Below are 25,567 nucleotides of genomic sequence, written 5' to 3'. Positions count from 1 at the left end.
GGAGAAATTGAGATGTTATTTACCCCATCCGAAACTAAGGTCGTCATCGTTGGCGGCGGCACTATGGGTGCTGATGTAGCAGCGGTTTGCGCGCGCGGGGGTTGTGCGGTTCAGGTAATGGAGCCTACTACCGAACGCCGTGCACTTTTGCCGGATTATTTTGCCAACACCATGATCGACCTGGGGTATGAGCACCGCTTACATTTACTCTCAACAGCTAGTTCCCTAGAGGAGATAGATTGGTCGGAAGTTGATTTGGTGATCGAGTGCGTGCCTGAACGCTTGGATATTAAGCAAGAGTTATTTGCCAAGCTAGAGCAATATGCAAAGCCAGAAGCGGTCTTGGCGAGTAATAGCACCAGCTTCCCAATTAGTGATATTTCTGCAGGACTAAAAACAGCGGCACGGATGATTGGCTTGCATTTCTTCATGCCTGCACACTTAGTGCCTTGTGTAGAAGTGGTCTACGGTGCAAAGACTTCGCCGATGGTGGGCGAAAGTCTTTCTCGTTTGATGACGGCTTGTGGCATGGTTCCCGTAACCGTGAAAAAAGATTTACCAGGCTTCTTGGCAAATCGCTTACAGCATGCCTTATCGCGCGAAGCTTTCGCCATGGTCGACGCTGGCATTGCTAGCTTAGAAGATATCGATAAGGCCGTACGTTTTGGCTTTGGCTTTCGTTACATCGCTGCAGGCCCTGCAATGCAGAGAGACCATGCTGGACTCGATGTGCATGGTGCCGGTGGTACCACGATTTATCCGACTCTCAATAACTCCCCCGATATTGCCAAATGTTTAAGTGATCGCATCGCTAGTGGCAAGCTGGGTATGAAAACCGGTGAGGGTTTTTATTCTTGGACTGCAGAGACCATGAAGGCAGAGCGAGAGCGTTACCAGGAGGCCTTGCGTGAAGGTCTGAAGATTATTCAAAAAGATTTGCCTCAGATTGACTAGGTTAGATCCTTAAGATTGAGTTTTCTGAGTTGAGGCGCAAGCTTGTAGGTCAGCAAGACAACTAGCAAGGTCGCTCCTCCACCAAATACGATGGATGGAACAAGCCCCATCAGACTGGCTGCAATGCCAGATTCAAGTGCTCCCAATTCATTAGAGGAGCCAATAAATATCCCATTGATTGCACTGATCCTGCCCCGCATCTGATCTGGGGTAGTCAATTGCATAATGCTGCCACGGATGACTACTGAGATAGAGTCAAAGCAACCAGAAATAAATAAGAAGAGTGCGCAAAGCCAAAGATTATTAGAAAGTCCAAAGGCAATAATGGCAATTCCAAAACCGCCGACTGATAACAATAAATGTCTTCCAGAATCTTGTAGCAAGGGTCGACGTGCCAAGTAAAGGCCTGTAATGACAGCTCCAGCTGCTGGCGCTGCCCTGAGAATTCCTAGGGTTTCAGGACCAGCATTGAGAACCTCTTTCACAAAGGCGGGGAGTATGGATACTGCGCCACCGAATAGCACGGCAAACACATCTAGCAGCATGATACTGACAATCAGTTCATGTTTTCGGACGTAATGAAAGCCTTCCAAAAAGCTGTTTAAGAAATCATTGCTCATGCCTTCTGACTTTTCATGTTTGATGCGAATGAAGCTCACTCCATAGAGGCCGATAGCTCCACTCAACGCAGCCAGAGCATAGGTCCACTCCAACCCAGCAAATCCAATCATGAGTCCGCCTAGACCTGGTCCAGTTACCACGCAAATCTGAAATGCAGATGATGCATAAGCGGTATAGCGCGGCATTTGATCTCGGGGAATAATTTGTCCAAAGATAGCCTGATAAGAAGGGCGTAATAGTGCACGAGCTAAACCTAAAAAAGCTACTGCTAAATAAATCAAGGGAACGGGCGGCGCCAACCAGTCAAGGGCTATTGCAACTAGAAACAAGGCAACGACAATATGAAAGGTGCAGGCAATCGCAGCGATCCATTTTCGAGAATGGCGATCTACTGCATGGCCAGCATAGAGGGCTAATGCAAAGTAGGGAATGAGTTCCGCAAGACCAATTAGACCTAGGGAAATGACGCTGTTGGTAATCTCATAGATATGCCAACCTACTGCAACCATCATGATTTGATAGCTCAGGGTTGCGCCTATACGGTAGAGCAGTAGAGTTTTAAAGGCTTGGCTAGTTTTCATGAATTTTTCTTATTTTAAAGGGGGCAGTGATTTATGCTTTAGATATGAAAAAAATCATCCGCGTCTGGGATTTGCCGATTCGCCTGTTTCATTGGCTTTTGGTAGTCGGCATTATTTTGAGTTTTGTCACTGTCAAGATCGGCGGTAATGCAATGAGTTGGCATGCGCTTTCTGGTTACTGCGTGCTGAGCTTGATTGTCTTCAGAATCCTGTGGGGCTTTGTCGGCTCTTACCATGCACGCTTTATTCATTTTGTGCCGAGTCCAAAGGGTTTAATACATTTCTTAATGGGTAAAGCCAAAGCAGGGTTAGGTCACAATCCCTTAGGCGCTTTATCTGTTCTGGCCTTACTCTTTTCAGTTGGTCTTCAAGCAGTAACCGGTCTTTTTGCAAATGACGATATTGCTTTCGAAGGACCTTTTGCAAAATTTATTTCTAGTGGAACAGTTGAGCTGCTCACTTCAATTCATCGTCAGAACCAAATAGTCTTAATGATTTTGATTGCGCTGCATCTGTGCGCAATTCTGTATTACCAAAAATTCAAAGGTGAGAATTTAATCAAGCCTATGTTGGTGGGCGATAAAGAAATTGACCCAAGCGAAACAGAAATGAATCTCTCTGCAGACTTGGGCCATGCTTCCAAGGATGGAAGTTGGCAAAGAGGCTTTGCGCTATTGCTGCTCAGCCTTATTGCGCTAACTCTGGGTTACTTCATTACTAGCTGATTACTTTTTCTTAAAGTCATCATGACAAGTTTTGCAGGTAGCACCAGCTGCACCAAAAGCCTTTTTGATTGCCTCTTGATCGCCTGATTGCGCAGCAGTATTGAGGCTAGCAACAGCTAACTGCATTTTTTCTCCAGCAGCTTTAAATTTAGCGTTATCTGACCATACGACTGTAAGTGCATTACCACCTTCTGTGCCCGGACCAAATGCTTGCCATGGCAAGGTCGAGATCATAGCAACGACTGCCGCGTTCTTCGCTACTTCATCTTTATTGAATGGTGCTTCGCCTTTAACAACTGCACCAATTTTCCCAAAAGAATTGGCCATCACAGTAAAAGCACTTTGACGATATTTAATGGCGTCTTCTGGTTTTTTAAATTGCGCATAAGCAATGCCTGTTCCGGCGACTAGTGCGGGGGCAATGGCGGCAAAAATCAAATGTTTCAGTTTCATAGTTAAGCTCCAGTGAGGTCAGTGAGTTATTACTAATGCGTTCAAATTTTGAGGATACTTCAGAAAAGCATTTGCAGGGGCAGTGTGACAAAGTAAACAACACTCTTAAAAAAGGCCGTCAAGGGCTCCATCCAAAAGCTGCCAATGACGCCCGTAAAGATGAGGGCCAAAACAATAAAGAATCCGTAGGGCTCTAGTTTTCCAAAGGCGATGGATTGTCTTGCTGGTAATAAGCTCGCCAGAATGCGACCACCATCTAGTGGAGGCAGAGGGAAGAGGTTAAATACTAGTAAAACTAAGTTCCAGGTGATCCCCGCTTGAGCCATGGCCAAGAGAAACCGCTCATTCACGCCAAAACCATAGAGAGTAATCAAAAAGATGGCCCAAATGAGGGCTTGGATGAAATTAGAGCCTGGGCCAGCTAGGGCTACCCAGATAGAGTCAATTCGGGGATTACGTAGGCGCCCAAAATTGACTGGTACTGGCTTGGCATAGCCGACTAAAAAAGGGGATCCACTCAGAATCAACAGCAGGGGAATCAGTATCGTCCCCACCAGATCTATGTGTTTAATGGGGTTGAGGCTGACTCTCCCGAGCATATAGGCGGTATTGTCGCCAAATAGACGGGCCGCATAGCCATGGGCAGCCTCATGAATAGTGATGGCAAAAATCAAAGGAATAGCATTAATGGCAACGGCTTGGATAGAATAGTCAGTAATCATGAGAATATGATATCTATAGGAGCAAAAAGTGACTGACGATAAAAAACCTGAATCAAAGACCCCCGCTAAGCCCATAGCAGCTAAGCCAGCAGCCCGTCCACCAGCCCCAAAAGGTCCGTCTGGCCCTGGCGGCAGGCCTCAGGCAGGCTTTGGGGGTGGAAAAGCCATGATGCGCAAGGCTGGCCGAGGCCGATAGTGGATAATTGCACTATCAAATAATGAGCTTAATAGGGGTTTAGCATGAACGAATGGCATAAAGAGTCGAAAGAAGAAATTAATAAGAAAATCATCACTTTGATCGTGATGTTGGCAGCGGCTACTAGCTTGGCTATTTTGTTTGCATTGGTTGCAGCTCACACTGGCTACGTATTCGGCTAATCTGCAGTAATGACTAGCCATCGCCAACCTGCAGTATTTGCTGGTCATGGCAGTCCGATGTACGCCATTGAGCCCAATCGCTATACAGCTGCTTGGGCCAATCTAGGTAAATCACTTAAACGCCCAGATGCTATCTTAGTCATCTCGGCCCATTGGGTAACCCGCGGAGTCTGGATTACTGCAATGCCAAAACCTAAAACTATTCATGACTTTGGCGGATTTCCGCAAGCCCTGTTTGATATTCAATATCCAGTACCCGGAAGTCCGGCACTGGCAGACCGCGTAAAAGAATTGTTGGATGTTCCCGTAGTACTTGAAGAGAATGAGTGGGGCATTGATCATGGTGCATGGTCTGTTCTGACATACCTCTATCCCAATGCAGATGTGCCGGTAGTGCAACTGAGTCTAGATGGCTCTATGTCTGCCGCTGAGCATTACGAGCTTGCTAAAAAATTACGTCCTTTGCGCGACGAGAATATCTTGATCTTGGCTAGCGGTAATGTTGTGCATAACTTGCGCACTATTCATTGGGAGGATGGTGCGGCACCTTATCCCTGGGCTAAAGAGTTCAATGATTTTTTTGTTTCTGAGATTCGTGCCAATCATCACGATAATTTAATTCATTGGGAGCAGTACGGTGACGCCGCGCATTTATCTATTCCGACCCCTGAGCACTATTGGCCAGCTTTATATGCGCTTGCTCTTCAAGAGCAAGGCGAGACCCCTAAGGTATTAATTGATGGAGTAGAAATGGGCTCCATCAGTATGCTCACTTTCTCAATCCAATAAATATCTAATATGTGGCCATCTATCTTTGCAATTTTTTGTGGCGCCGGTCTTGGTGCTTTACTAAGGTCGGGCTTTAATCTCGCAACAGTCAACCTTAGCTCAACCCTTCCATTGGGAACGTTTATTTCCAATATGGTTGGCGGATATTTCGTCGGAATTGCTGTAGCTTTCTTTGGTAACAACCAAAGTCTCTCCCCTGAATGGAAGTTATTCGTGATCACAGGTTTTCTGGGAGGCCTCACCACCTTCTCCAGCTTCTCTGCTGAAGTAGTTGGTTTTATGCAGCGTGGCGAAGTCAGTTGGGCGCTAGGTACTGCGCTCTTACATTTAGCTGGCTCACTAGGCCTAACCTTTTTAGGTATTTTGACTTACCAAGCGCTGAAGTAAGTTTGCGCATCTAACTTACTCAGGCTTAATATTTCCAGCTTTGACTACAGCACTCCATTTTGCAGCCTCTGATTTAATGAGGGCTGCAAAATCGGCAGGACTACCGCCACCAATCTCATTTCCTTGGGAGAGCATTAACTCTCTAAGCTGTGGATCTTTCAACGCCTCATTAGCAGCTTTATTTAATGTGTCGATAATAGATTTAGGTGTGCCAGCAGGCGCAATAAATCCTTGCCAATTGAGTACTTCAACCTTAGGGTAAGCAAGTTCTGCAAAACTAGGCACGTTCGGAAAGAGTGGCGATCTCTTTTTGCTGGTGATGGCAATAGCACGTAATTTATCTGCCTTGATATTAGGAACTGCAGAGTACATCTGATCAAACATCATATCGACATTACCTGCCATCAAATCAGTCAGTGCAGCAGAGCCACTTTTGTAAGGTACATGAATCATTTGGATGCCAGCATTCTGCATAAATAGCTCAGCTGAGAGTTGATGGCTACCACCGATTCCTCCCGAAGAGAATGTCAGAGTGCCTGGTTTTGCCTTAGCTGCTACAACAATATCTTGAATGGTTTTGTATGGCGAATTTGGGTTTACTACTAAGATCAGCGGGCCCTTTTCTATCAAGATGATGGGGGTAAGAGCAGTTTCTGGGTCATAGCGTAAGTTTCCAAAAAGCGTTTTGTTTACCGCCATGGGTGCAAAGTTTCCCATACCAATGGTGTAGCCATCTGGGGCAGATCTTGCGACAAACTCAGTGCCGATATTTCCACCGGCACCGGGTTTGTTATCAATCACAATCGGCTGCTTCAGAATGACACTCATTTTCTGAGCCAGTTGTCTACTCCGAGAATCTGCGCTCCCGCCTGCACCATAAGGCACTATTAAATTAATAGATTTACTAGGGTAGCTATTTTGAGCTTGCGAAGTTAGCGCCCATGAGAGCGCTGCACCGGCAATCGTAATACTCAGAAGTGAAGTCAGTTTCATATCAATCCCATTGTTCCAAGGGCTGCGCCCAGTGCAATTAAATATAAAGGATGCCAGCGGGTAAAGACTGTCAACCCAATAGTCAGTAGAGTCAATCCATAGGCAGCATAGCTATGATTGATTTGTAATGCAATCTGCCACGCAGAAGAAAGCACTAAGCCAATTGCCAGCGCGGCAGCAGCGTACTGAATCGCCTTCTTTTTTTGTTCATCATTCATACTCAGGATCAGCCGTTGTACAAAGTAGACCAAAATAGATGATGGCCAGGCAATAGCAAAAGTAGCGAGTAGTGCCCCTGGGACCCCTCCAACATGCCAGCCTATCAGAGTGACTGTCATGAAATTCGGGCCGGGAGCAGCTTGGGCAATCGCAAAGTAATCAGCAAAAGTTTGTAGGTCGATCCACCGCTCTTGATAAACCGATAGCTCCAAGAGGCTGGGAAGTAGCGCATTGATTCCGCCGAAGGCAATCAGAGAAAAAGCAGAAAGCTTTAAAAATAGACTGAGAAGTATGCCCATCACTTACGAGCCTTCTTGAAGGCTAATAGCAAAGCAAGCGGAGATATAAGGAGAACAACCCAGCCAAGGCCTAGATGGAAGTAACTTGCGGCAGTCATTGTCAGGGCTACGACCAAAAGCATGGCGGGGTATTTAAACTCATCACGCATCATTTTGATGCCGGTAGAGGCAATGAGTCCCACGCCCACTGCAGAGATGCCTCTGAGTAGACCTTGAACACTTTCTAAGTTGCTGTAATGCTGATACAAGACTGCTAGCAACATCACAATACAGATTGGTCCAAGAGTCAGGCCAAGCGCTGCAGCAAAGGCGCCCTTAGCGCCACATAGACGTGAGCCAATGCAGACGGCAAGATTCAGAATATTGGGCCCTGGAACAATTTGGCATATTCCAAGAATAGCGCTGAATTCTTCTGAACTGAGCACCTTGTCTTGCTCTACCAGGGTGCGGCGAGCCCAGGGTAGCACTCCACCAAAACCAGACATACCGATCTTGCTAAAGGTAATAAATAATTCTGTTGGAGTGAGTGTTTTCAAAGGCGTTAAGACTGATATGGATGGGGTACTGGTTTTTGATCCAACCATGCTTCCAGAGTTTCAGTAATCCCTTGAGAGAACATGTTGAATACAGGCTCAGCAATAAAACCTAGGTGGGGAGTTGCTAATAAATTTGGGGTACTACGTAAGGGATCATTCGATGGCAATGGTTCAACATCAAATACGTCCACAGCAGCTTGGCCTGGGCAACCTTTTTTGAGGGCGGCGCTTAAGTCGGACATATTAATTAATGCAGAGCGCGAGGTATTGACTAGAAGGGAGTCCGGGCGCATTAAAGCAAGTTGATCAGCGCTGATCAGGCCTTTAGTTCCGGGACCCGCTACTAAGTGCAGGGTAACAACTTTTGATGTACGTAGTAATTCCTCAAGACTGACGGAAGTGGCGTTTTCAATTGCAGCGCGTTCCGGGGTCATGTTGGGACTCCAGGTGACAATCTCCATACCGAATGCCTTGCCAACGCGAGCAACAGCACTGCCGATGGCGCCAAGACCAAGAACGCCCAAGCGCTCACCAGAGAGCATGGGTAGAACAGAGAGTTCATCGCGCCAGCCACCAGTGCTCACGAGATTATTTTGGCGAACCAATTGTTTTGAAGCGCCCAAAATTAATGCCCAAGTTAACTCGGCAGTAGTCTCTTTCGAAGGACCTCCTGGCGTGCAGGCAATTGGAATATTGCGAGAAATAAGGGCGGCGCTATCTAGCGTGCCATTTCGCTTGCCTGTGAACATCAATAATTTGAGTTTTGGCAGTCTTGCAATCATGGCCTCGTTAAAAGGGGATCGGTCACGTACGATGGCAATGACATCTGCGTCTTTTACCGCCTCATATAGGGCCTCATCTCGCAATGGCTCATGATGAATTGTGAGATTTGAATTTTTCTCTATCCGATCCCACTGAGAGAAGCGACGCAGGGCTCGCTCATAATCTCCGAGGATGACGATATTCGGTAGCTTGGTCATGATGACTGATTTCTTCTTTAGGGGTGAGTTAGTCGGGAGTGCAAAGACTCAATATTTTCTTGAGATCAGGTGCGCTTCCTAGATCCCATAATGCTGCAATCAGTTGAGCAGTTTTTTCCTTGCCAATGACTGGCTCAGTCAAGCTAGTAAACTTTTGCTCTAAATTAGCGTCGCTCATTGGATTCTCAACAGACCCAATTGCATTTTTAACGAAGATGTGGACTTCTCTCCCATCCTTCAGAATCGCTTTGACGTCCACCGATGCTTCGCTGATAGAGGTATCAGTTGTGGCGTTTACTTTGGCGCGCAAGGCAACTACATCCGGACGATTAACAATATCATCGGCATATTCACCTTCACCTGCTTGACCGAAAATTAAGCCGACGGCACAACCATGGTAGACACTGAATTTACCTTCTAGACCATCTTTAGGTGTTTTCTTGCCAGTTAATTCTAAGACGAGTGGATGAGCGCGTAATTCAATACGCTCCACTTCCTCTGCTTTAACGCCTTGTGCTTTGAGTTGCGCACACGCATCAATGGCTGGGTGGATCACAATTCCACAAGCGAATGGCTTATAGGTATTCAATGAAATCTCAAATGATTTTCCAAGCTCTCGATCAATCTCTGACCAGTCGCATTTAGTTGAAACGGTTTGCATATAGCCACGGCCCGCTTCTAGAGCTTTAGGGCTAGCAGTAAAGCCATGCTTTGCCAATAGGGCAGAGAGTTGTCCTGCGCGTGCAGCGCCGCCCGGGTGAAAGGGTTTTGTCATCGTGCCAAATTGCTCGCGCATACCCACTGGCTGTGATGCTGCGATGCCCAATGCCATAGTGGTTTTCTGGAGATCTAGTCCCATTAAACGTGAGCAAGCTGCAGCAGAGCCCAGCATGCCAGTAGAGCCAGTGATATGCCAGCCACGATGGTAGTGGTCTGGATACATAGCATTACCAATACGGCAAGCAACATCAATTCCTAAAACGAGTGAATCCACTATTTGACGTCCTGTGACATTCGTATGTTCACCTAAAGCGAGAATGGCAGAAGCAACAGGCCCCGCTGGGTGAATCACCGTTTTAAGATGCGTGTCATCAAAGTCAAAGGTATGTGAGCTAATGCCATTGATGAGCGCTGCGCCACCCATGTCAACGCGATCCTTTCGACCAAGAATACTTGCCTGAGGTGCTGGTTGAAATTCGCGGATAGCAGCCAATGAAGATTCAACACTCTCGTGATTAGCTGCGCCAATTGCGCATCCTAGCCAATTTAAAAAAGTGCGATGCGCCTCATGGTCTACCTCAGCACTCCAGCCTTGACTGGCGTGTGAAGTAACAAACTCAGCCAATATTTTAGTGACTGGTGGTGCATTCAGATCGGCTGCTGCTTGAATAGCGTGGGACATGTTATTTCCTGTTTTTTGTAAGTATTGGATTTGATAAGAATGGGTAAGGAAATTTATTCCAACTCAATATTGCGTTGTTTGGCAACCTTAGTCCAGCGAGCAATATCTTCTTTAATGTAGCTTTCAAATTGTTGCGGAGACATTGGCATCAGTGTCATCGCTTCATTTGCCATTTGCTCAGCAAATTCTGGTGCGGCTAATACCTTATTTAATTCAACATTGAGTTTTTTAACAACATGGTCAGGTAGGTTTGCTGGTCCTGAGACTCCATACCACTGTTGACCATCAAAGCCGTTGTAACCTAGCTCCTTAAAGGTTGGAATGCTGGGATCTGCTGTGCTTCGTTTTTGACCAGTTACTGCCAAAGCCCTGACGCGATTAGATTTCAAATACGGCATAGCAGCATACAGCGTTGGCAGCATGACCTGTGTTTGTCCGGCCAGTAGGTCAGTAAATGCAGGGCCTATACCTCGGTAAGGGATATGCACCATAAAGATGTTGGAAGCAAGCTTGAACTGCTCTACCCCAAGATGAGTAAGTGTTCCGGGTCCCGCTGAGCCATAACTGATTTTCGCTGGATTTTTTTTGGCGTACTCAATAAACTCTTTCAAATTTTTTACCGGTAAGTCGGGGTTAATAATGAGAGTATTGGGGGTCGCGCCAATCATACCGATTGGTGTGAAATCTTTAATAGCGTCGTAGGGTAATTTGCGAACAGCTGGGTTTGTGCCATGGGTTGCAACATAGGAGATCATGAGGGTGTAACCATCAGGACTTGCTTTTGAAACTGTCTGTGCAGCAATTGTTCCACCACCACCACCGATGTTCTCGACCACAATGGGTTGCCCTAGATTTTTAGATAATCTTTCGGCCACCTTGCGCGCAAGATTATCTAGACCGCCTCCTGCTGCTACTGGAGCAATCAACTTAATTGGCTTGTTGGGGTAGCTCTGTGTTGATTGCGCTGCAGCATTGAAACTTGCTACTGAGCACATGCTTGAAAAAATCAGGGCAGATAAAAAAATCGGCATTTGCCGATGGAGAGAATTAGACATGTCTAGAGTCCAGATATTGTTTTAGATTAAGCTTCTTCATCAATGAATTTTACTATCGTTATAGAAATACTTTTTAAAAAGGAAGCACCATGATTTTAGAGCACTGCGATATAGAAATTGACCCAACTAAGGCTGCTGAGTTTGAGGAGGCCATTTTGCGTGGCGTCAATACGGTGATAGCAAAAGCTAAAGGATTTCGTGGATTTAAGGTGAATCACAGTATTGAAAGTCCTACCCGTTATTTATTGCTGATTTACTGGGATACCCTGGAGAACCATACGGTGGACTTTAGGGGATCTGAAGCCTTTGCGGACTGGCGAGCCATTGTTGGCCCATTCTTTGCAAAACCACCTTTTGTTGAGCACATGACTTTGGTGGGTAAGTCAGACTAATACCTTCAGTAGTTATGCACTTTGTTTTTTTCGGATCGAGCGTTCAAGTGGGATGGTGTCTAGATTAGGTTCTAGCGCTTCCCGTTCATCAAATACGAAGCAGCTGCCGGTGTAGTGTGCGGAACCAACGTCTTCAAAGTACTTGAGGATGCCACCCTCTAGCTGATAGCTGTGTTGCATGCCAATTTCACGCATGTAAAGTCCAGATTTTTCACAACGAATTCCACCGGTACAAAAGCTCACCAAAGTTTTATCTGCTAACTCGTCTTTATGAGCTGAAATAGCATCAGGAAATTCTGTAAATTTCTCGATATTGAAATGCAGTGCATTTTCAAAAGTCCCATACTCGACCTCAAAAGCATTGCGTGTGTCCACCATGACTACCGGGCGTCCCAAATCATCTGTTCCACGATCAAGCCACCCTTGTAATTTTTTCGGTGTGATGAAGTTTGCGCGACCCTCTTCCGGACGAATCGCTGGGTGATTCATTCGAATGATTTCATTCTTAATTTTCACCAACATCTTTTTAAAGGGCTGCGTTTCAGACCAGCTATCTTTTGTTTGAAGGGGTGCAAAGCGCGGATCCTGGCGCAAGTCATTTAGAAAGCCGCGCAATTTAGGTTCGCTACCGGCTAGGAACATATTGATGCCTTCACCAGTCAAGAGAATGGTGCCCTTTAACTCGCCAGAATTGCACTCATCTAGGATCTTGGTGCGTAGCTCAGTTAAATTGTCTAGACTGACAAATAAGTAGGCGGCCACATTCAAAATTGGTTTCATAGGTAATCTCATCTTGCTCCGGCATCCATTATCAAACAAGCGGCGAGGATGGGTGGTAATCTTGCAGTCTTAATCGAGGGAGATGATGTATGCCGATTTACTTGAAAATAACTAAAAAAGCCCTTTTATTGGGCTTATTGATGATGTTTGCTGGTTCTTTTGCTAGCGCTCAAACTGCCGGTGTGGGCGCTTGGCCCACCCAAAAGCCGATTCGCCTGATTGCTGTTTTTCCGCCAGGTGGCTCTGTGGATCAAGTGGCGCGTACCTTGGCCCCAGCTTTACAAGCAGAATTAAAGCAAAACGTCATTGTTGAAAATATTGGCGGGGCATCCGGTGTCATTGGAACTGCTGCCATGACCAGGTCAGATCCCGATGGTTACACCTTTGCTGTGGTATTTGACACGCACGGTGTCAATCCAATTCTCAAAGATAAGCTCCCATATGACACGATTAAAGATATAGCACCTGTGACCTTAATTGGTACTTCACCGATGGTATTAGTGGCCAGCAAGAATTCTGGGATCACCAGCTTTAAGCAGTTGGTAGACCTGTCTAAGACTGGTAAGCAATTTAGCTATGGATCTATTGGCATTGGTAGCTTGGGTCATTTAGCTATGGCGCGTTTGGCTAAGCAAGCAGGCTTTGATTGGAATCACGTTCCTTACCGTGGTGGAGGCCCATTGATGCAAGATGTTCTGGGTGGCCAAGTTCAATTGGCTGTTGGCTCAGAATTCTTAGTCAAGCCCCATATTGAGAGTGGTGGCGTCATCCCATTAGTAATCACTACTGCCAAAAGATCCCCTGAGTTGCCCAATGTGCCAACGATTGCTGAAAGTGGTTTCCCTGGATTTAATGCACCAGCATGGTGGGCAGTTTTGGCCCCAGGAAAAACTCCACCAGCAATCGTCAATGCCATGAACTTGGCTGTCACTAAAGCATTAAAAACACCAGCTGTATCCGAGAAGCTGAAGTCACAAGGGATTCAAATTGTGGCTGGTAACCCAGAAACTTTGCGTGACTTTATTGGTAAGCAAATCGCGGTATGGGGCAAGTTTGTGATTGAAAACAATATTAAAGAAGCGCAATAAGGAATTGATATGAGTGAACGTTTAATTCCCTATCAGCCGATGGACTTAGCTGAGCCTGCAGAGTTGGTAGCAGCTATTCGTAAAAGACGTGGTGGCCAGTTCATTAATTTGGATCGTATGCTTTTACATAGCACCCCTATTGCTGAGGGCTGGAATCATTTTGTAGGAGAGATTCGCAATAATCTCTCCTTGGATCCAAAGCTGCGTGAGCTTGCGATGTGCGGGGTAGCTGTTCTTAATGGCGCTGAATATGAGTTTTTTCACCACGCTCCACCTTTTATCAAGGCTGGGGGCACTGAAGAGCAAGTTCAGGCGCTGCGTTTAATTGGCCAACCAAACTTTCCTAGTGCCTCATTCTCTGCTGTAGAGAATGATGCTGTAGAACTCACGTTTCAGATGACGCGCAATATTCAGGTGGATAGCGATCTGATGAAGCGCTTGCAGGCTGCTTTGGGTAATACCGATACCGTTGAGCTTGTCACTGTAGTGGCAGCTTACAACATGGTTTCTCGGTTTTTGATCGCCTTGGATGTTAATCCTGAGGAACATCCTCCTGCGTAATTCATGAATCAGGGTAGCTCCATTTACTGGGAAGAGGGTGGCCGGAATTGCTCAGCAGTTTGGCATTCTGAAAATGGCATAGCAGCACATAAAAAAGTGGTGACTGCCGACGATACATTAACGGCAGATGATGCCTATCATTTGGCATGTGAAGGTACGGCTATTCTTTGGAAGGGCGATTTCCAAAATGCTAGACAGTTATTGCAGGCCTTAGTTCGTCGTATAGATAAACCATCCAAAAAATCAAAGCGTGCCGGCAAGAGGGTGGATAAGTCTACTGATGCCACCCCCAAGAAAACAGCAAAAGATATTTTTAATCAACACCGCCTGATTCAATCTCAGCGTGCTCGAATACTAGGTATGTTATTAATCCAATGCAATCCGGATCACACTATCTCCTTACGTCGTGCGCCCGATATTACGCAAGCATGTTCAGAAGCGTATGGCACCGTTGATCATTCTTATGTAGTTTCTTTGCGCGAACTTTTGGGCGTGATTAGCGCTCATGAGTGGCGCAAGAATGGATTGCCTATTTTGGCTGATGAAAATGGCGAGCCAATTTACATTCATCCACATTACGGCGTTTTCTCACCGGTTCGCGGTGAGTACATTGAGTTAGTTTGTAGCGCCCCTTTGCCCAAATCCCTTGATGGGGCATCCACAGCTTTTGATATTGGCGTGGGTACTGGTGTGCTGTCGATTATTTTGGCAATGCGGGATGTGCAAGAAATTGTTGCCACTGATCAAGATGATCGAGCGCTTATATGTGCCAAAGAAAATATTGCACTCCTAGGCTTGGGTTCTCAAATAGACATTGTGAAGGCCAATTTATTTCCAGCAGGAAAGGCTTCATTAATTATCTGTAACCCACCATGGGTGCCTGCAAGACCTAGCTCCCTATTAGAGCATGCAGTCTATGATCCAGAAAGTCAGATGCTCAAAGGATTTTTAGCGGGATTGAAAGAGCATTTGTTGCCCCAAGGCGAGGGCTGGTTAGTTCTGTCTGATTTGGCAGAGCATCTTGAGCTCAGAACTCGAGAAGAGCTACTCTCTTGGATTGAAGATGCCGGATTAGTTGTTCTTGAACGTATCGATACCAAGCCTAAACATCCGAAAGCATTTGATGATTCAGACTCTCTTCATTTTGCAAGAGCAGCTGAAATCACTTCACTTTGGCGCTTACAAATTCATCAGAAGTATTAGTTTCACCTATCCAGCTCCCTGAATACCCTTTGAGCCTGCGGGCTATTAATTTAAAGGGTTGTTAGCCGGCAGAACATCTAATAAAATAAATGAGAATGATTATCATCTTTCATTTTTGAGTTGATGTATGTAAGGGTTTTGTTTCTTGATGGGAAAAAAATTAAAGATTAGTGTATCTAGACTTATTCCTCTTTGGGTGATTGGGGTGCATATTTCCATCATTGTTGGAATGGGAGTATTTCAAGATAGGACTCCACAAACTTTTGCACCAGATAGGCTAACTCTCAGCTTGAGGGACTCACTTGATCATCGCGCCATAGCCAAAGTATCAAAACAAACTCAGGACATCAATGTCACTCCAAGTTACATTGCCTCAACGATTGCGAGGGACCTCAGTAAACATGAGTCGAGCATATCGTCTCCGGTAGTGAAAACTTTTCGTGATAGAGATATTTTTTTAAATCCCAAACCGATTTACCCCCTTTTAAGCAGGCGCATGCGTGAACAAGGTGCCGTTCAACTCAAGTTATGTATTGATGGTCGAGGGCGCGTGGAAAATGTTCAGTTGATCAAAAGTTCTGGCTATGAAAAACTAGACAGATCTGCCATTGAGGGCGTCAGAGAGTGGAAATTTTCTGCGCTAGAGTCTCAGGATCAGGCCATATCTCACTGCTACCATCTCCCGATCCACTTCAGGTTAGAGACTTAAATTGAAATCAGATTTAAATGTCTCGGTAGCAGATTTTGTGAGCCCTCAATTGATTTTAAATAAAGTGATTGCTAGTACGACTTTGTTTGGTAAAGAGAAAACCGTAGTCATCATCCATGATGGCGAAAGATATATTTTAAGAATTACTAAATTAAAGAAGCTCATTTTGACTAAATAGTGATGAGCTGTTTAGCCTAATTTATTAGCCAGCAAAAGTATTTTGATATGCGATTAGCCAGCGATTGGATGTTTTTATCTCTGGAGATTGCATATGAAGCAGAAAAAATTGGCTTGGGCTTTACGCTTGGCCTTAGTTTGCGGGTGTTCCTTGAGCTCAGGTATTCAGGCTAAGGAAATAGAGTTACCAAGAATAGATATTGTCGGCAGCGAGGAAAATGCGCGTTCGAAAATTCCAGGTACGGTCGATGTGATTAATCAAAAGCAGTTAGAGTTACTTCAGCCCTTATCTATTCAAGATGCCCTGAAGACTATTCCGGGTATCAATATCCGAGGTGATGAAGGTGGCTTAGGCTCTATTCCGAATATTGGTATTCGAGGACTCAATCCCAGTCGTAGTCAGAAAGTGCTATTACTAGAGGATGGGGCACCTATTCACCCCAGCCTATTTATTTCTAGCGCCTCTTATTACAGCCCGCCTGTTGATCGCATGAGTGGCATTGAAGTTTTAAAGGGGGCATCAGGCTTGCAGTATGGCCCGTCCAATATTGGTGGAGTGATTAATTACCTTACCAAGACTCCAGAGGAGGGCTTTAAGCTTTCCGGTAAGGCGGGTAATTATGGCTATCAATTGGCTCAAATTGAGGCCGGCGGAAAGTCGGAAAGTAATGGAGCGATCGCAGGTATCAACATCATTAAGTCTGAGAGTGATGGATACCAAGGCAATGGCTTTAAGATGTATGACATTCTTTTTAAGGGCGGGGTAGCGATTGATCAAAATCAATGGCTAAGCCTTAAATATACCCACTATGACAATAATATTAATACCTCATATGTTGGCTTGAGACCAAATCAATATGCCGCTCGATTTTCAGGAAATCCCGCTCCTAATGATTACTTTGTTACGCAGAGAAATGCCGTTGATCTGAATCACTCTTGGGAGCTCGGCACTGGGACAAAACTGAACACATTGCTGTACTGGAGTCGCTTAGATCGAGATTACTGGCGTCAAGTCGTCAGTGGTCGTACTTCGGATAAAACGAGTTTTACTCCGTGCAATGGTGATAATGATTGTATGTTTGGGCGAAATCGTGAATTTCAAATGCTCGGAGTAGATTCACGAGTGACTCATACCTATGAGGCAATGGGCATGAATAATGAGTTTGAATTCGGACTGCGCTTACATACTGAGTCGCAATCAAACCAGCTAGTAGCATCCCGAAGCTTGGCTAAGTCTGGCAGAGTGTCTAGTCACGAGGAAAATAAAGCAAATTCAGTGGCTCTGTTTGCGCAAAATAGATTTTTGCTATCGAAAGACTTTGCAATTACTCCGGGGGTGCGCATTGAAAGTTATAACCAGTCTCGAAATAATGTCCTGACTGAAAGCTCAGGGAGCGCAAAGAATTTAGAAACTGTGCCGCAAATTGGAGCAAGCTGGCAATTGATTCCAGAACTACAGCTTTATTCGAGCGTATATAAAGGATTTGCACCCGCTCAATTAGCAACTGCCATTAGTGAAAAAGGCGTAGATCAACAATTGGATCCTGAGAGGTCAACCAATTTTGAGTTTGGTCTACGGGGTGTCAATTATGGCTTTAGCTATGATGCAGCGATATTCAGCATGAACTTTAGCAATCAAATCGTTAATCAAAGTCTTGCTGCGGGCATTACTAAAGCCAACGGCGGCAAGAGCCTACATCAGGGCATGGAATTATCTTTAGGGTATGGACTTGAATCTGGATGGGGTCTGAGTGGGAATCTAACTTATATTCCAGTTGCTAAATTTGTTGGTAATTCATCTATGGGGAAAGATGGTAACCGTATCCCATACACATCAGAGTTGGTATCGAATTTAGGTGTCAGCTATCAGAAAAATGGGCTCAACACTTTAGTTAGTCTAAATTACTTATCGTCTCAATTTGCTGATTCGGCAAATACCGCTTTACCAAACTCTATTGGGACTCTAGGGGAAATTCCTGCCATCACTACTGTTAATTGGAGCGCGAATTATGCAATCAATAAAAGTTTGAAAGTATTTGGTGTGGTGAATAACCTGTTAAACAAGCGCTATATTTCCAGTAGAAGTCCTGATGGGATTTTTGCTGGAGCACCCATCAATTTTCAGGCGGGAATGAGTTACCAGTTCTTCTGATGTAGTAGATAACTTGTACTCAGTTTTTCTATCTCGGCCAATTATTTAGCAAATAGCTGGCTGGGATCCTCAAATGCCTTGAACTCCAAGGCATTACCAGCAGGATCGAGAAAGAACATGGTGGCTTGCTCGCCCACTTTTCCTTTGAAACGAATTTGTGGTTCGATGATGAACTTCATGCCACTACTGCTTAATTTATCGGCCAACGCATGCCAATCTGGCATGGTCAGCACTACTCCAAAATGTTTTACGGGAACTTGATGTCCGTCAACCTCATTTGAGGCTGCATGGTTGCATTCTTCAGGTGCAAGGTGGGCAACTAATTGGTGCCCAAAGAAGTCAAAATCAATCCATTCATCGGAGCTGCGACCTTCCGCACAACCTAGGGTGCTACCGTAAAAAGTGCGAGCGGCTTCTAGATTGTCTACAGGAAAAGCCAGATGAAAAGGTTGAATATTTGACATAGCGGTCCTAGGCAAGATGTGGAATTGAGCTCAGTAAGCTTAAATGGATGTAATGACAAAGTTTAGTATATTGAGAGCATAAATATAAAACTGTGACACGGAGACAAAAATGATCACTTTTCAGTTGGGTAGGCTTTGCCGTTCTATTACTCAGGCAGCCCTAATCCTTACCTTTTCTGGTTTGGTGCATGCCGCTTATCCAGACAGGCCAATCAAGCTCATCGTGCCTTATCCTCCAGGTGGGGCTACCGATGTGATTGGACGCATTCTAGCCAAGAACTTAGGCGAATCTTTGGGTCAGCAAGTGTTAGTTGAGAATCGCGGTGGAGCTGGTGGCAATATCGGTGCAGAAGCGGTAGCTAAGGCAAATCCAGATGGGTACACCTTATTGATGGGCGCAGTTACCTCTCATTCCACTATGGCCACGCTTGAAAAGGGCAAGTTACGTTACGACCTCTTGAAGGATTTCACTCCAGTCATGATTGTGGGTTCTGTGCCTTTGGTGGTGGTGGTGAACCCCAACGTACCTGTAAGAACCTTAAAGGGCTTGGTGGATTACGCAAAAGCCAATCCAGATAAATTAAATTACGCCTCCTCTGGTGCAGGCGCACCGCAGAGAATGGGTGCAGAAATTTTCCAAAAAGAAGCGGGTCTCAAAATCACGCACGTGCCATACAAGGGTAGCGGCCCAGCTATGACTGATTTAGTTGCAGGACAAGTCAACATGATGGTGGAAACTGTTCCAGCTGCATTACCATTTATCAATGCTGGGCAATTGCGTCCTTTAGCGGTGACAACGGCAAAACGCATTTCGATGTTGCCTGATGTTCCAACGACCGCTGAATCTGGCATGCCTGCGCTAGAAGTGAGCTCTACCTTTGGTGTTTTAGCGCCAGTCGGTACACCCATGCCTATCGTGGATCAGTTAAATAGTGCTATCGCCAAACTATTACTCAATCCCGAAGTCAAGGAAGCATTCTTAAAGCAGGGTGTTTACGCTGCAGCGCCAACCAATCCCAAGAAATCAGCCGAGTTGCTGGCTGCTGAGGTGAAGCGTTGGGAAAAAGTCATTAAAGAAGCTGATATCAAAGCTGAGTAAAAAAACCATTTATTTTTTCAAGTTAAAGAATGATTTATGACAAGTAATTCAAATAAAGAAAAAAAACAGCCCACAGAGAGTGGTTTACGTAAGGGCTTAACCAGTTATGGTGATAAAGGCTTCTCCTTGTTTTTGCGTAAAGCATTTATCAAGGGTGCTGGCTACACCAATAGTGCTCTGGACCGCCCCGTCATTGGCATTATCAATACTGGCAGTGCTTACAACCCCTGTCATGGCAACATGCCGCAACTGATTGAGGCTGTAAAACGTGGCGTGATGTTGGCTGGTGGCTTGCCGATGGATTTCCCCACCATCTCGATTCATGAAAGCTTTGCCGCTCCTACCAGTATGTATTTGCGTAATCTGATGTCAATGGATACAGAAGAGATGTTGCGTGCTCAGCCGATGGATGCGGTGGTGATGATTGGTGGTTGCGATAAAACCGTACCTGCTCAAATGATGGGTGCTGCCTCTGCCGGTCTTCCGGCAATTCAGTTGATTACTGGCTCCATGTTGACAGGCTCCCATCGAAGTGAGCGTGTGGGTGCATGCACTGACTGTCGTCGCTATTGGGGGAAATTCCGCGCTGGCGAAATTGACGCAGCTGAAAAAGATGAGGTGAATGATCAATTAGTAGCCAGTGTAGGTACCTGCTCAGTCATGGGTACTGCTAGCACGATGGCTTGTATTTCTGAAGCCCTTGGTATGACTGTGCCTGGTGGAGCAACACCACCTGCAGTCACTGCCGACCGTATTCGGATCGCAGAAGAGACTGGTACTCGCGCTGTGCAAATGGCAAAAGATGGCTTAACGATTGATAAGGTATTAACAGCAGATGCTTTTGAAAACGCAATGCGTGTTTTATTAGCGATTGGTGGCTCGACTAACGGCATCGTACATTTAGCTGCTATCGCTGGTCGCATGGGTCTAGAGATTGACTTGGATGCACTCGATAAGATGGGTGATGAGACGCCGGTATTGGTCGACTTGAAGCCCTCCGGTGATCACTACATGGAGAACTTCCATGATGCTGGTGGTATGACCACGCTGCTACGTGAACTTAAGCCTTTATTAAAACTCGATGCGATGACGGTAACGGGTCGCACTTTAGGTGAAGAGATTGATGCAGCCCCACCAAGCTTTAAGCAAGATGTAGTGCGGAAGTTCGATAACCCGATTTATCCACGTGGCAGCATTGCAGTGTTGCATGGCAACCTAGCGCCCGGTGCTGCCATCATTAAACAATCAGCGGCCAATGAAAAACTGATGGAGCATGAGGGTCGCGCTGTTGTGTTTGAAAACAGTGAAGACCTAGCCAATCGTATTGATAGTCCAGACTTAGATGTAACAGCAGATGATATTTTGGTGCTGAAGAACATTGGCCCCAAAGGCGCACCCGGTATGCCTGAAGCGGGGTACATTCCGATTCCGATGAAGCTTGCTCGTGCTGGTGTAAAAGATATTGTGCGAATTTCTGATGGGCGCATGAGTGGTACGGCGTTCGGAACCATTGTGTTGCACGTCACTCCAGAGGCTGCAGTTGGCGGGCCACTGGCGTTTGTACATAATGGTGACCGCATCCGTTTGAGCGTAAAGAATCGTGAGATTAGTTTGTTGGTCTCCGATGAAGAGTTGGCTAAGCGTGCAAAAGCAAATCCAGTAATAGAGCCCACTGCAGAGCGTGGCTACCTAAAGCTATTCTTAGATACAGTCACGCAAGCAGACAAGGGCGTTGACTTTGATTTCTTGAGGGCAGTGAAGATCGTTGGTAAAACGCCGAAGCGTTAATCGAATTTGATATCAACCTTATTTTGAAATCAAATCAATGTAAGGTTGATAGCTAAAACTGCGGTTGCGAGATTGGCCTGTGACCTCAGTAACAATCCCAAGTCCCTCTAGAGTTCTAGCGGCAGCGTTCGCAGTTGGAAAGGTTGTCTTTAGCTCTGCCTTAATACGATCAATCGTAAAGCGCGGCATCATTGGTAACAATTCAAAGAGACGCAAGCTTGCAGGGCTTGCGCTTTGAGACGCAAGCAACAGACGCCTATCAGCTGACACTCTAGATGCCACGTCAATGATTCCTCTTTCGGCTGACGTAGCTGCTTCAGTAATGCCTTCTAAAAAGAAGCTTACCCAGGACTCCCAATCACCCTCAGTTCTGATGGCGCCAAGTAAACGGTAATACTCCATTTGATGTTCTTTTAAGTAAGAGCTTAAATACATCAGAGGCTCTGGTAACAAGCCAAAGTATTCCATCAATGCTGCAATTAATAAGCGGCCAATACGACCATTACCATCTAAGAATGGGTGAATGGTTTCAAACTGGGCATGCGCAAGGGCGATATTTACCAGACGCGGTAGACCATCATCTTCCTTGTGAATAAATTGCTCGAGATTGGCTAGAAGCTGAGGCACTTCATCTGCTGGTGGCGGAACGAACATTACGTTACCCGGCCGCGTGCCACCAATCCAGTTTTGGGATTTACGAAGCTCACCAGGTTGTTTGCCTGTACCCCTTACGCCATTGAGAAGTAGCTGATGGGCGCCACATAAAAGACGAACACTTATGGGTAGACCAGCCTCATCGCGCAAGTTTTCCCTAACAAACCGAAAGGCTTGCATGTAGTTGGTGACCTCTTCAATGTCATCAGCATTCTTAATATCTAAGCCGGCTTCATCATCAAATAAGTCGGTAAGTGTGGCTTGTGTACCTTCAATCTGGGAGGTTAGCAAAGCCTCTTTACGGATGGCGCCATAAAGCAGCCAATCAATCGATGGCACTAAACCTGTTACACCAGATAGGCGCGCCAATGCTAGCTCAGCAGCCTGATTCTGTTCTACATAGCAGGTAGGTGAGAGCGCTGGATCTTTAGGTGGCAGCGGCGCAGGAATAAATGCCTTAACGGGTTCGCTAAGGGTGGTCGTTATAAGGTAGGCACCAGTTATTCGATTCATATTAAAGAGTTCTTTAATGTAAATATGTATATTAAAGTATTCTTTAATAAAGAGTCAAGCTATTAAAACCCCTATTAATTAGCGGTAAAACAATGCTCTAGAAGCATTTAGGTTGACGAAGCTCTTAATCCCTTTAATCCGTAAGCTTCCCAGAAATACCCCCAACCATGTTTTTGACTCTGTTCGATTTTGCTCTGATACCCCCAATAATACCCCCAGCGTATTTGGATACAGCAGAATCTAAAAAGACCACAATGGGCGTACAGCCCTTTATCTAAAAGAAAAACGCCACCCTGGTGGGTGGCGTTAGACTGTTACATACTTCAAAATGGTGGAGTCGGCGGGAATCGAACCCGCGTCCGCAAATCCTCTACAACAAGTTCTACATACTTAGTCATATCATTTAATTTAGCTAGCTAGTCACAGACTGACATGTTCCACGCTGGCGATTCACTAAGTTTTCGAATCATTCCCCGTGACATGAAATGATCTTATCTCTTGTAAATGACCCTGATCTAGCTTTCGCTAGCTGACCCAAGAGAGAATCAGTTCAGGGGCAACCGCAATTAAGCGGCTAGTGCGAAACGTTCGTCGTTTGCAGTTATTACATTCCCATTGATTTACGAGATAACGGGTCCTCGGTATGCCCTTGATGCTTTGTAATCCACGTCGAAACCATGTCGACCCCGGAGTTCATGCATTGGAAGCTCTATTTTAAGGCGCTTGCCCCTAAATTGCTTGTTATCTTTTTATCTCCCTACTGCGGGAAGATGATTTCCATTAATTCTTTTGGGTGGTACACAAGATAATCCGCACCCCAGGCCTCTGGAGGCTCCTCACAGCCGCAGTATCCATAGGCTGCTGCGATCGTCTTCATACCCGCCGCCTTGCCTGCCACGATGTCTCTAATGTCATCACCGACATATACCGATTTAGTTGGGTCAATATTGGCGAGTCTAGCCGCGTGCAAGATAGGTTCAGGATGGGGTTTTGAGTGAGGGGTGGTGTCACCAGAAACTGTTGATGCTGCTCTTTGGCGTAAGCCCATTAACTCAGTTAGGGGATTGGTAAAGCGCTCGCTTTTATTGGTAACAATGCCCCAAGGTAGCTTTGCGCCATCTAATTGATCAAGCAAGTGGTCAATACCATCAAAAATGATGCTGTTGACTATGAGTGCTTTTTCATAATTTGAGAAGAACTCATCTCGAAGCGGAATGAAATCGGGATGATCGGTATCGATCCCAAATGCCCCTTTAATCAGCCCACGAGCCCCTGCCGAAGCACGGGGACGTAATACCTCATATTGCATAGGTGGAAGATTGCGAGCGACGAGAAGTTGGTTAGCAGCTGCGACAAGGTCTGGAGCTGTGTCAGCAAGGGTGCCATCCAGATCAAAAAAGATGCCCTTGTAAGGACTTACTAACCCGCTACTCATTTACGCACAACTATCATATAGTTCACATCCACATCCTCTCCCAATTTGTAGACTTGCGTGATGGGGTTGTATGTCATCCCCTTCATGCCAAGCATTTCTAATCCGGCGTGACGGGTAAATGCGACCAATTCAGAAGGCTTAATGAATTTGGCGTATTCGTGGGTACCTTTGGGGAGTAGTCGCAAGATATATTCAGCGCCAATAATGGCAAATAAGTAGGACTTGGGATTGCGGTTCAGAGTGCTAAAAAAGAGGGTGCCACCTGGTTTACACAGCTTTGCACAGGCACGGACTACAGATGAAGGATCTGGCACATGCTCAAGCATCTCCATACAGGTCACAACGTCATATTGTTCTGGCTCTTCCTCAGCCAGAGCTTCAGCTGAAATAGAGCGATATTTGAGGATGGCGCCTACCTCTAGAGCATGTAACTCAGCGACTTTCAGGGCCTTTTCGGATAAGTCGATGCCACAGGTGTCAGCCCCTGACTGGGCAATCGACTCCGCCAGAATCCCGCCACCGCAACCGACATCTAGAACCTTCTTGCCTTGGAGATCAACAAAAGACTTGATCCAATTCAGGCGTAGGGGGTTGATGGCATGCAAAGGCTTGAATTCGCTTTGGGGATCCCACCAGCGATGGGCTAGGGCACTAAATTTAGCGATTTCAGATTGATCGACGTTCATAGGAATAAATAGCGCGGTAAGCGCGTTGGAATAGATTAATTACGAATATAGCGGAAATAAAAAAGCCCGGCAGAACCGGGCTTTTTTACAAGTAAAGAGAATTACTTAACTGCAGCTGTACCAACAACTTCGATGTCGGTGCGGCGGTTCTTAGCGCGACCTTCAGCAGTTGCATTGCTTGCAACTGGATTGCTCTTGCCTTTTGATTCTGTGTAAATACGGCTACCATCAACACCTTTGCTTACTAAGTAAGCTTTAACTGACTGAGCACGACGCTGGCCAAGAGCCATATTGTATGCATCAGTACCAACGCTATCAGTGTTACCAACAGCAATAATTACTTCCAATTTGATCTTACTTAAGTCTTTAGCAATTTTGTCTAAAGTTGCTTGACCTTCTGCCTTCAATGTTGCTTTATCGAAGTCATAGAGTGTGTCAGCTTGCAATGTGATCTTGCTTTGAGTAACGCTTGAAGCAGGAGCAGCAGCTTTAGGAGCCAGGAAGCCATCGCAACCCTTTGCAGCAGTAGCAGGAGTCCAGCTAGCATCACGCCAGCACAAAGTGCCGTCACCGTTTTTCCAAGATAAACCACTTGAGTTGACCCAGTTGTCAACGTTTTGGGCGGAAGTAGCAGTAGCAGCAACAGAAATTACGCCAGCAAATACCAGTTTTAGGGTTTTGTTCATTTTTAGTCCTCAAAAATCTTTTTTAATTAAAGTCAAACTTAAATGTAATTCGCCCTACTTTGAAGCAAATAACCGCAAAGCGACAC

General features: G+C 45.7%; 30 protein-coding genes and 1 other RNA gene. 15 read left to right on the top strand and 16 right to left on the bottom strand.

The annotated features are described in order from the left end of the window. The first annotated feature begins 12 nt into the window (after nucleotides 1–12). The gene (locus C2758_RS08275; protein WP_215327757.1) at nucleotides 13–954 is read left to right on the top strand and encodes a 3-hydroxyacyl-CoA dehydrogenase family protein; all 942 of its coding nucleotides are present in this window, start codon (nucleotides 13–15) and stop codon (nucleotides 952–954) included. On the opposite strand, the gene C2758_RS08270 is transcribed toward C2758_RS08275, so the two are convergent. Further along, complete coding sequence (locus tag C2758_RS08270; protein ID WP_215327756.1) at nucleotides 951–2,156, bottom strand: MFS transporter; 1,206 nt, start codon at nucleotides 2,154–2,156, stop codon at nucleotides 951–953. The two genes, C2758_RS08275 and C2758_RS08270, sit on opposite strands and share 4 nt — an antisense overlap. A 44-nt stretch (nucleotides 2,157–2,200) precedes the next feature. Between C2758_RS08270 and C2758_RS08265 the strand changes: the two genes are divergently transcribed. Then, entirely contained in the window at nucleotides 2,201–2,881 is a 681-nt protein-coding gene (locus C2758_RS08265) for a cytochrome b/b6 domain-containing protein (RefSeq protein ID WP_215327755.1), read from the top strand. On the opposite strand, the gene C2758_RS08260 is transcribed toward C2758_RS08265, so the two are convergent. After that, entirely contained in the window at nucleotides 2,882–3,334 is a 453-nt protein-coding gene (locus C2758_RS08260; RefSeq protein WP_215327754.1) for a cytochrome c, read from the bottom strand. Between the two features lie 59 nt (nucleotides 3,335–3,393). Next, nucleotides 3,394–4,056 (bottom strand): site-2 protease family protein, encoded by a 663-nt coding sequence (locus C2758_RS08255; protein WP_215327753.1) that lies wholly within the window; start codon nucleotides 4,054–4,056, stop codon nucleotides 3,394–3,396. A gap of 28 nt (nucleotides 4,057–4,084) precedes the next feature. Here C2758_RS08255 and C2758_RS08250 point away from each other — a divergent pair, with 28 nt between their 5' ends. From C2758_RS08250 to crcB, 4 genes are read left to right on the top strand one after another with little or no spacing between them, the layout of a single operon-like run. Further along, entirely contained in the window at nucleotides 4,085–4,252 is a 168-nt protein-coding gene (locus C2758_RS08250; protein ID WP_215327752.1) for a hypothetical protein, read from the top strand. A gap of 44 nt (nucleotides 4,253–4,296) precedes the next feature. After that, nucleotides 4,297–4,434 (top strand): hypothetical protein, encoded by a 138-nt coding sequence (locus tag C2758_RS08245; RefSeq protein ID WP_215304924.1) that lies wholly within the window; start codon nucleotides 4,297–4,299, stop codon nucleotides 4,432–4,434. 9 nt (nucleotides 4,435–4,443) lie between these two features. Then, entirely contained in the window at nucleotides 4,444–5,223 is a 780-nt protein-coding gene (ygiD, locus tag C2758_RS08240) for a 4,5-DOPA dioxygenase extradiol (RefSeq protein ID WP_215327751.1), read from the top strand. A 9-nt stretch (nucleotides 5,224–5,232) separates the two neighbouring features. Beyond that, a complete protein-coding gene (gene crcB / locus C2758_RS08235) occupies nucleotides 5,233–5,610 on the top strand; it encodes a fluoride efflux transporter CrcB (protein WP_215327750.1) in 378 nt (125 codons plus the stop codon). Nucleotides 5,611–5,625: 15 nt separating this feature from the next. Here crcB and C2758_RS08230 read toward each other — a convergent pair whose 3' ends face one another. From C2758_RS08230 to C2758_RS08205, 6 genes are read right to left on the bottom strand one after another with little or no spacing between them, the layout of a single operon-like run. Further along, nucleotides 5,626–6,603, bottom strand: a complete 978-nt coding sequence (locus C2758_RS08230; RefSeq protein WP_215327749.1) for a tripartite tricarboxylate transporter substrate binding protein — start codon at nucleotides 6,601–6,603, stop codon at nucleotides 5,626–5,628. After that, nucleotides 6,600–7,121, bottom strand: coding sequence for a chromate transporter (locus tag C2758_RS08225; protein WP_215327748.1), 522 nt, complete (start codon nucleotides 7,119–7,121; stop codon nucleotides 6,600–6,602). The genes C2758_RS08230 and C2758_RS08225 overlap by 4 nt, the downstream gene beginning before the upstream one ends. Further along, complete coding sequence (locus tag C2758_RS08220) at nucleotides 7,121–7,657, bottom strand: chromate transporter (protein WP_215327747.1); 537 nt, start codon at nucleotides 7,655–7,657, stop codon at nucleotides 7,121–7,123. Before C2758_RS08220 ends, C2758_RS08225 begins: the two co-directional genes overlap by 1 nt. 5 nt (nucleotides 7,658–7,662) lie before the next feature. Next, nucleotides 7,663–8,637, bottom strand: coding sequence for a D-2-hydroxyacid dehydrogenase family protein (locus C2758_RS08215; RefSeq protein ID WP_215327746.1), 975 nt, complete (start codon nucleotides 8,635–8,637; stop codon nucleotides 7,663–7,665). A 28-nt stretch (nucleotides 8,638–8,665) separates the two neighbouring features. After that, on the bottom strand, nucleotides 8,666–10,039 hold the full coding sequence (locus tag C2758_RS08210) for an MmgE/PrpD family protein (protein ID WP_215327745.1): 1,374 nt from the start codon (nucleotides 10,037–10,039) through the stop codon (nucleotides 8,666–8,668). A gap of 53 nt (nucleotides 10,040–10,092) precedes the next feature. Next, complete coding sequence (locus C2758_RS08205) at nucleotides 10,093–11,094, bottom strand: tripartite tricarboxylate transporter substrate binding protein (protein ID WP_215327744.1); 1,002 nt, start codon at nucleotides 11,092–11,094, stop codon at nucleotides 10,093–10,095. An 89-nt stretch (nucleotides 11,095–11,183) separates the two neighbouring features. On the opposite strand from C2758_RS08205, the gene C2758_RS08200 reads away from it, so the two are divergent. Further along, nucleotides 11,184–11,486, top strand: coding sequence for an antibiotic biosynthesis monooxygenase (locus C2758_RS08200; RefSeq protein ID WP_215327743.1), 303 nt, complete (start codon nucleotides 11,184–11,186; stop codon nucleotides 11,484–11,486). A gap of 12 nt (nucleotides 11,487–11,498) precedes the next feature. Here C2758_RS08200 and C2758_RS08195 read toward each other — a convergent pair whose 3' ends face one another. Beyond that, nucleotides 11,499–12,266 carry a sulfurtransferase gene (locus tag C2758_RS08195; RefSeq protein WP_215327742.1) on the bottom strand — a complete coding sequence of 256 codons (768 nt, stop codon included), beginning with the start codon at nucleotides 12,264–12,266 and terminating at the stop codon, nucleotides 11,499–11,501. 89 nt (nucleotides 12,267–12,355) lie between these two features. On the opposite strand from C2758_RS08195, the gene C2758_RS08190 reads away from it, so the two are divergent. From C2758_RS08190 to C2758_RS08165, 6 genes are all read left to right on the top strand, one after another. Then, the gene (locus C2758_RS08190) at nucleotides 12,356–13,354 is read left to right on the top strand and encodes a tripartite tricarboxylate transporter substrate binding protein (protein WP_215327741.1); all 999 of its coding nucleotides are present in this window, start codon (nucleotides 12,356–12,358) and stop codon (nucleotides 13,352–13,354) included. A gap of 9 nt (nucleotides 13,355–13,363) precedes the next feature. After that, entirely contained in the window at nucleotides 13,364–13,915 is a 552-nt protein-coding gene (locus tag C2758_RS08185) for a carboxymuconolactone decarboxylase family protein (RefSeq protein WP_215327740.1), read from the top strand. A 3-nt stretch (nucleotides 13,916–13,918) separates the two neighbouring features. Beyond that, entirely contained in the window at nucleotides 13,919–15,118 is a 1,200-nt protein-coding gene (locus tag C2758_RS08180; protein WP_215327739.1) for a class I SAM-dependent methyltransferase, read from the top strand. 148 nt (nucleotides 15,119–15,266) lie between these two features. Next, a complete protein-coding gene (locus C2758_RS08175) occupies nucleotides 15,267–15,827 on the top strand; it encodes an energy transducer TonB (RefSeq protein ID WP_215327738.1) in 561 nt (186 codons plus the stop codon). A gap of 37 nt (nucleotides 15,828–15,864) precedes the next feature. Further along, a complete protein-coding gene (gene hemP / locus C2758_RS10815; protein WP_371817719.1) occupies nucleotides 15,865–16,005 on the top strand; it encodes a hemin uptake protein HemP in 141 nt (46 codons plus the stop codon). Between the two features lie 93 nt (nucleotides 16,006–16,098). Continuing rightward, nucleotides 16,099–18,156, top strand: a complete 2,058-nt coding sequence (locus tag C2758_RS08165) for a TonB-dependent receptor domain-containing protein (RefSeq protein WP_215327736.1) — start codon at nucleotides 16,099–16,101, stop codon at nucleotides 18,154–18,156. Nucleotides 18,157–18,197: 41 nt separating this feature from the next. Here C2758_RS08165 and C2758_RS08160 read toward each other — a convergent pair whose 3' ends face one another. Further along, entirely contained in the window at nucleotides 18,198–18,620 is a 423-nt protein-coding gene (locus C2758_RS08160; protein ID WP_215327735.1) for a VOC family protein, read from the bottom strand. Between the two features lie 109 nt (nucleotides 18,621–18,729). Between C2758_RS08160 and C2758_RS08155 the strand changes: the two genes are divergently transcribed. Beyond that, nucleotides 18,730–19,719, top strand: a complete 990-nt coding sequence (locus C2758_RS08155) for a tripartite tricarboxylate transporter substrate binding protein (RefSeq protein WP_215327734.1) — start codon at nucleotides 18,730–18,732, stop codon at nucleotides 19,717–19,719. Nucleotides 19,720–19,755: 36 nt separating this feature from the next. Further along, on the top strand, nucleotides 19,756–21,507 hold the full coding sequence (locus tag C2758_RS08150; RefSeq protein ID WP_215327733.1) for an IlvD/Edd family dehydratase: 1,752 nt from the start codon (nucleotides 19,756–19,758) through the stop codon (nucleotides 21,505–21,507). A gap of 18 nt (nucleotides 21,508–21,525) precedes the next feature. On the opposite strand, the gene C2758_RS08145 is transcribed toward C2758_RS08150, so the two are convergent. From C2758_RS08145 to ompA, 5 genes are all read right to left on the bottom strand, one after another. Beyond that, the gene (locus C2758_RS08145) at nucleotides 21,526–22,674 is read right to left on the bottom strand and encodes a Fic family protein (RefSeq protein WP_215327732.1); all 1,149 of its coding nucleotides are present in this window, start codon (nucleotides 22,672–22,674) and stop codon (nucleotides 21,526–21,528) included. Nucleotides 22,675–23,003: 329 nt separating this feature from the next. After that, nucleotides 23,004–23,362: a transfer-messenger RNA gene (gene ssrA, locus C2758_RS08140) on the bottom strand. A 69-nt stretch (nucleotides 23,363–23,431) separates the two neighbouring features. Continuing rightward, nucleotides 23,432–24,109 (bottom strand): HAD family hydrolase, encoded by a 678-nt coding sequence (locus tag C2758_RS08135; RefSeq protein WP_215327731.1) that lies wholly within the window; start codon nucleotides 24,107–24,109, stop codon nucleotides 23,432–23,434. Beyond that, nucleotides 24,106–24,795 carry a bifunctional 2-polyprenyl-6-hydroxyphenol methylase/3-demethylubiquinol 3-O-methyltransferase UbiG gene (gene ubiG, locus C2758_RS08130; protein WP_215327730.1) on the bottom strand — a complete coding sequence of 230 codons (690 nt, stop codon included), beginning with the start codon at nucleotides 24,793–24,795 and terminating at the stop codon, nucleotides 24,106–24,108. The genes C2758_RS08135 and ubiG overlap by 4 nt, the downstream gene beginning before the upstream one ends. Before the next feature lie 101 nt (nucleotides 24,796–24,896). After that, nucleotides 24,897–25,481: an outer membrane protein OmpA gene (gene ompA / locus C2758_RS08125; RefSeq protein WP_215327729.1), complete on the bottom strand. Its 585-nt coding sequence runs from the start codon at nucleotides 25,479–25,481 to the stop codon at nucleotides 24,897–24,899. Between the last annotated feature and the right edge of the window lie 86 nt (nucleotides 25,482–25,567).

This window comes from Polynucleobacter sp. AP-Sving-400A-A2 (assembly GCF_018688155.1).
Taxonomy (GTDB): Bacteria; Pseudomonadota; Gammaproteobacteria; order Burkholderiales; family Burkholderiaceae; genus Polynucleobacter.
Note: the sequence above shows the minus strand (reverse complement) of the source record. Positions and strands in the feature narration are given on the sequence as shown.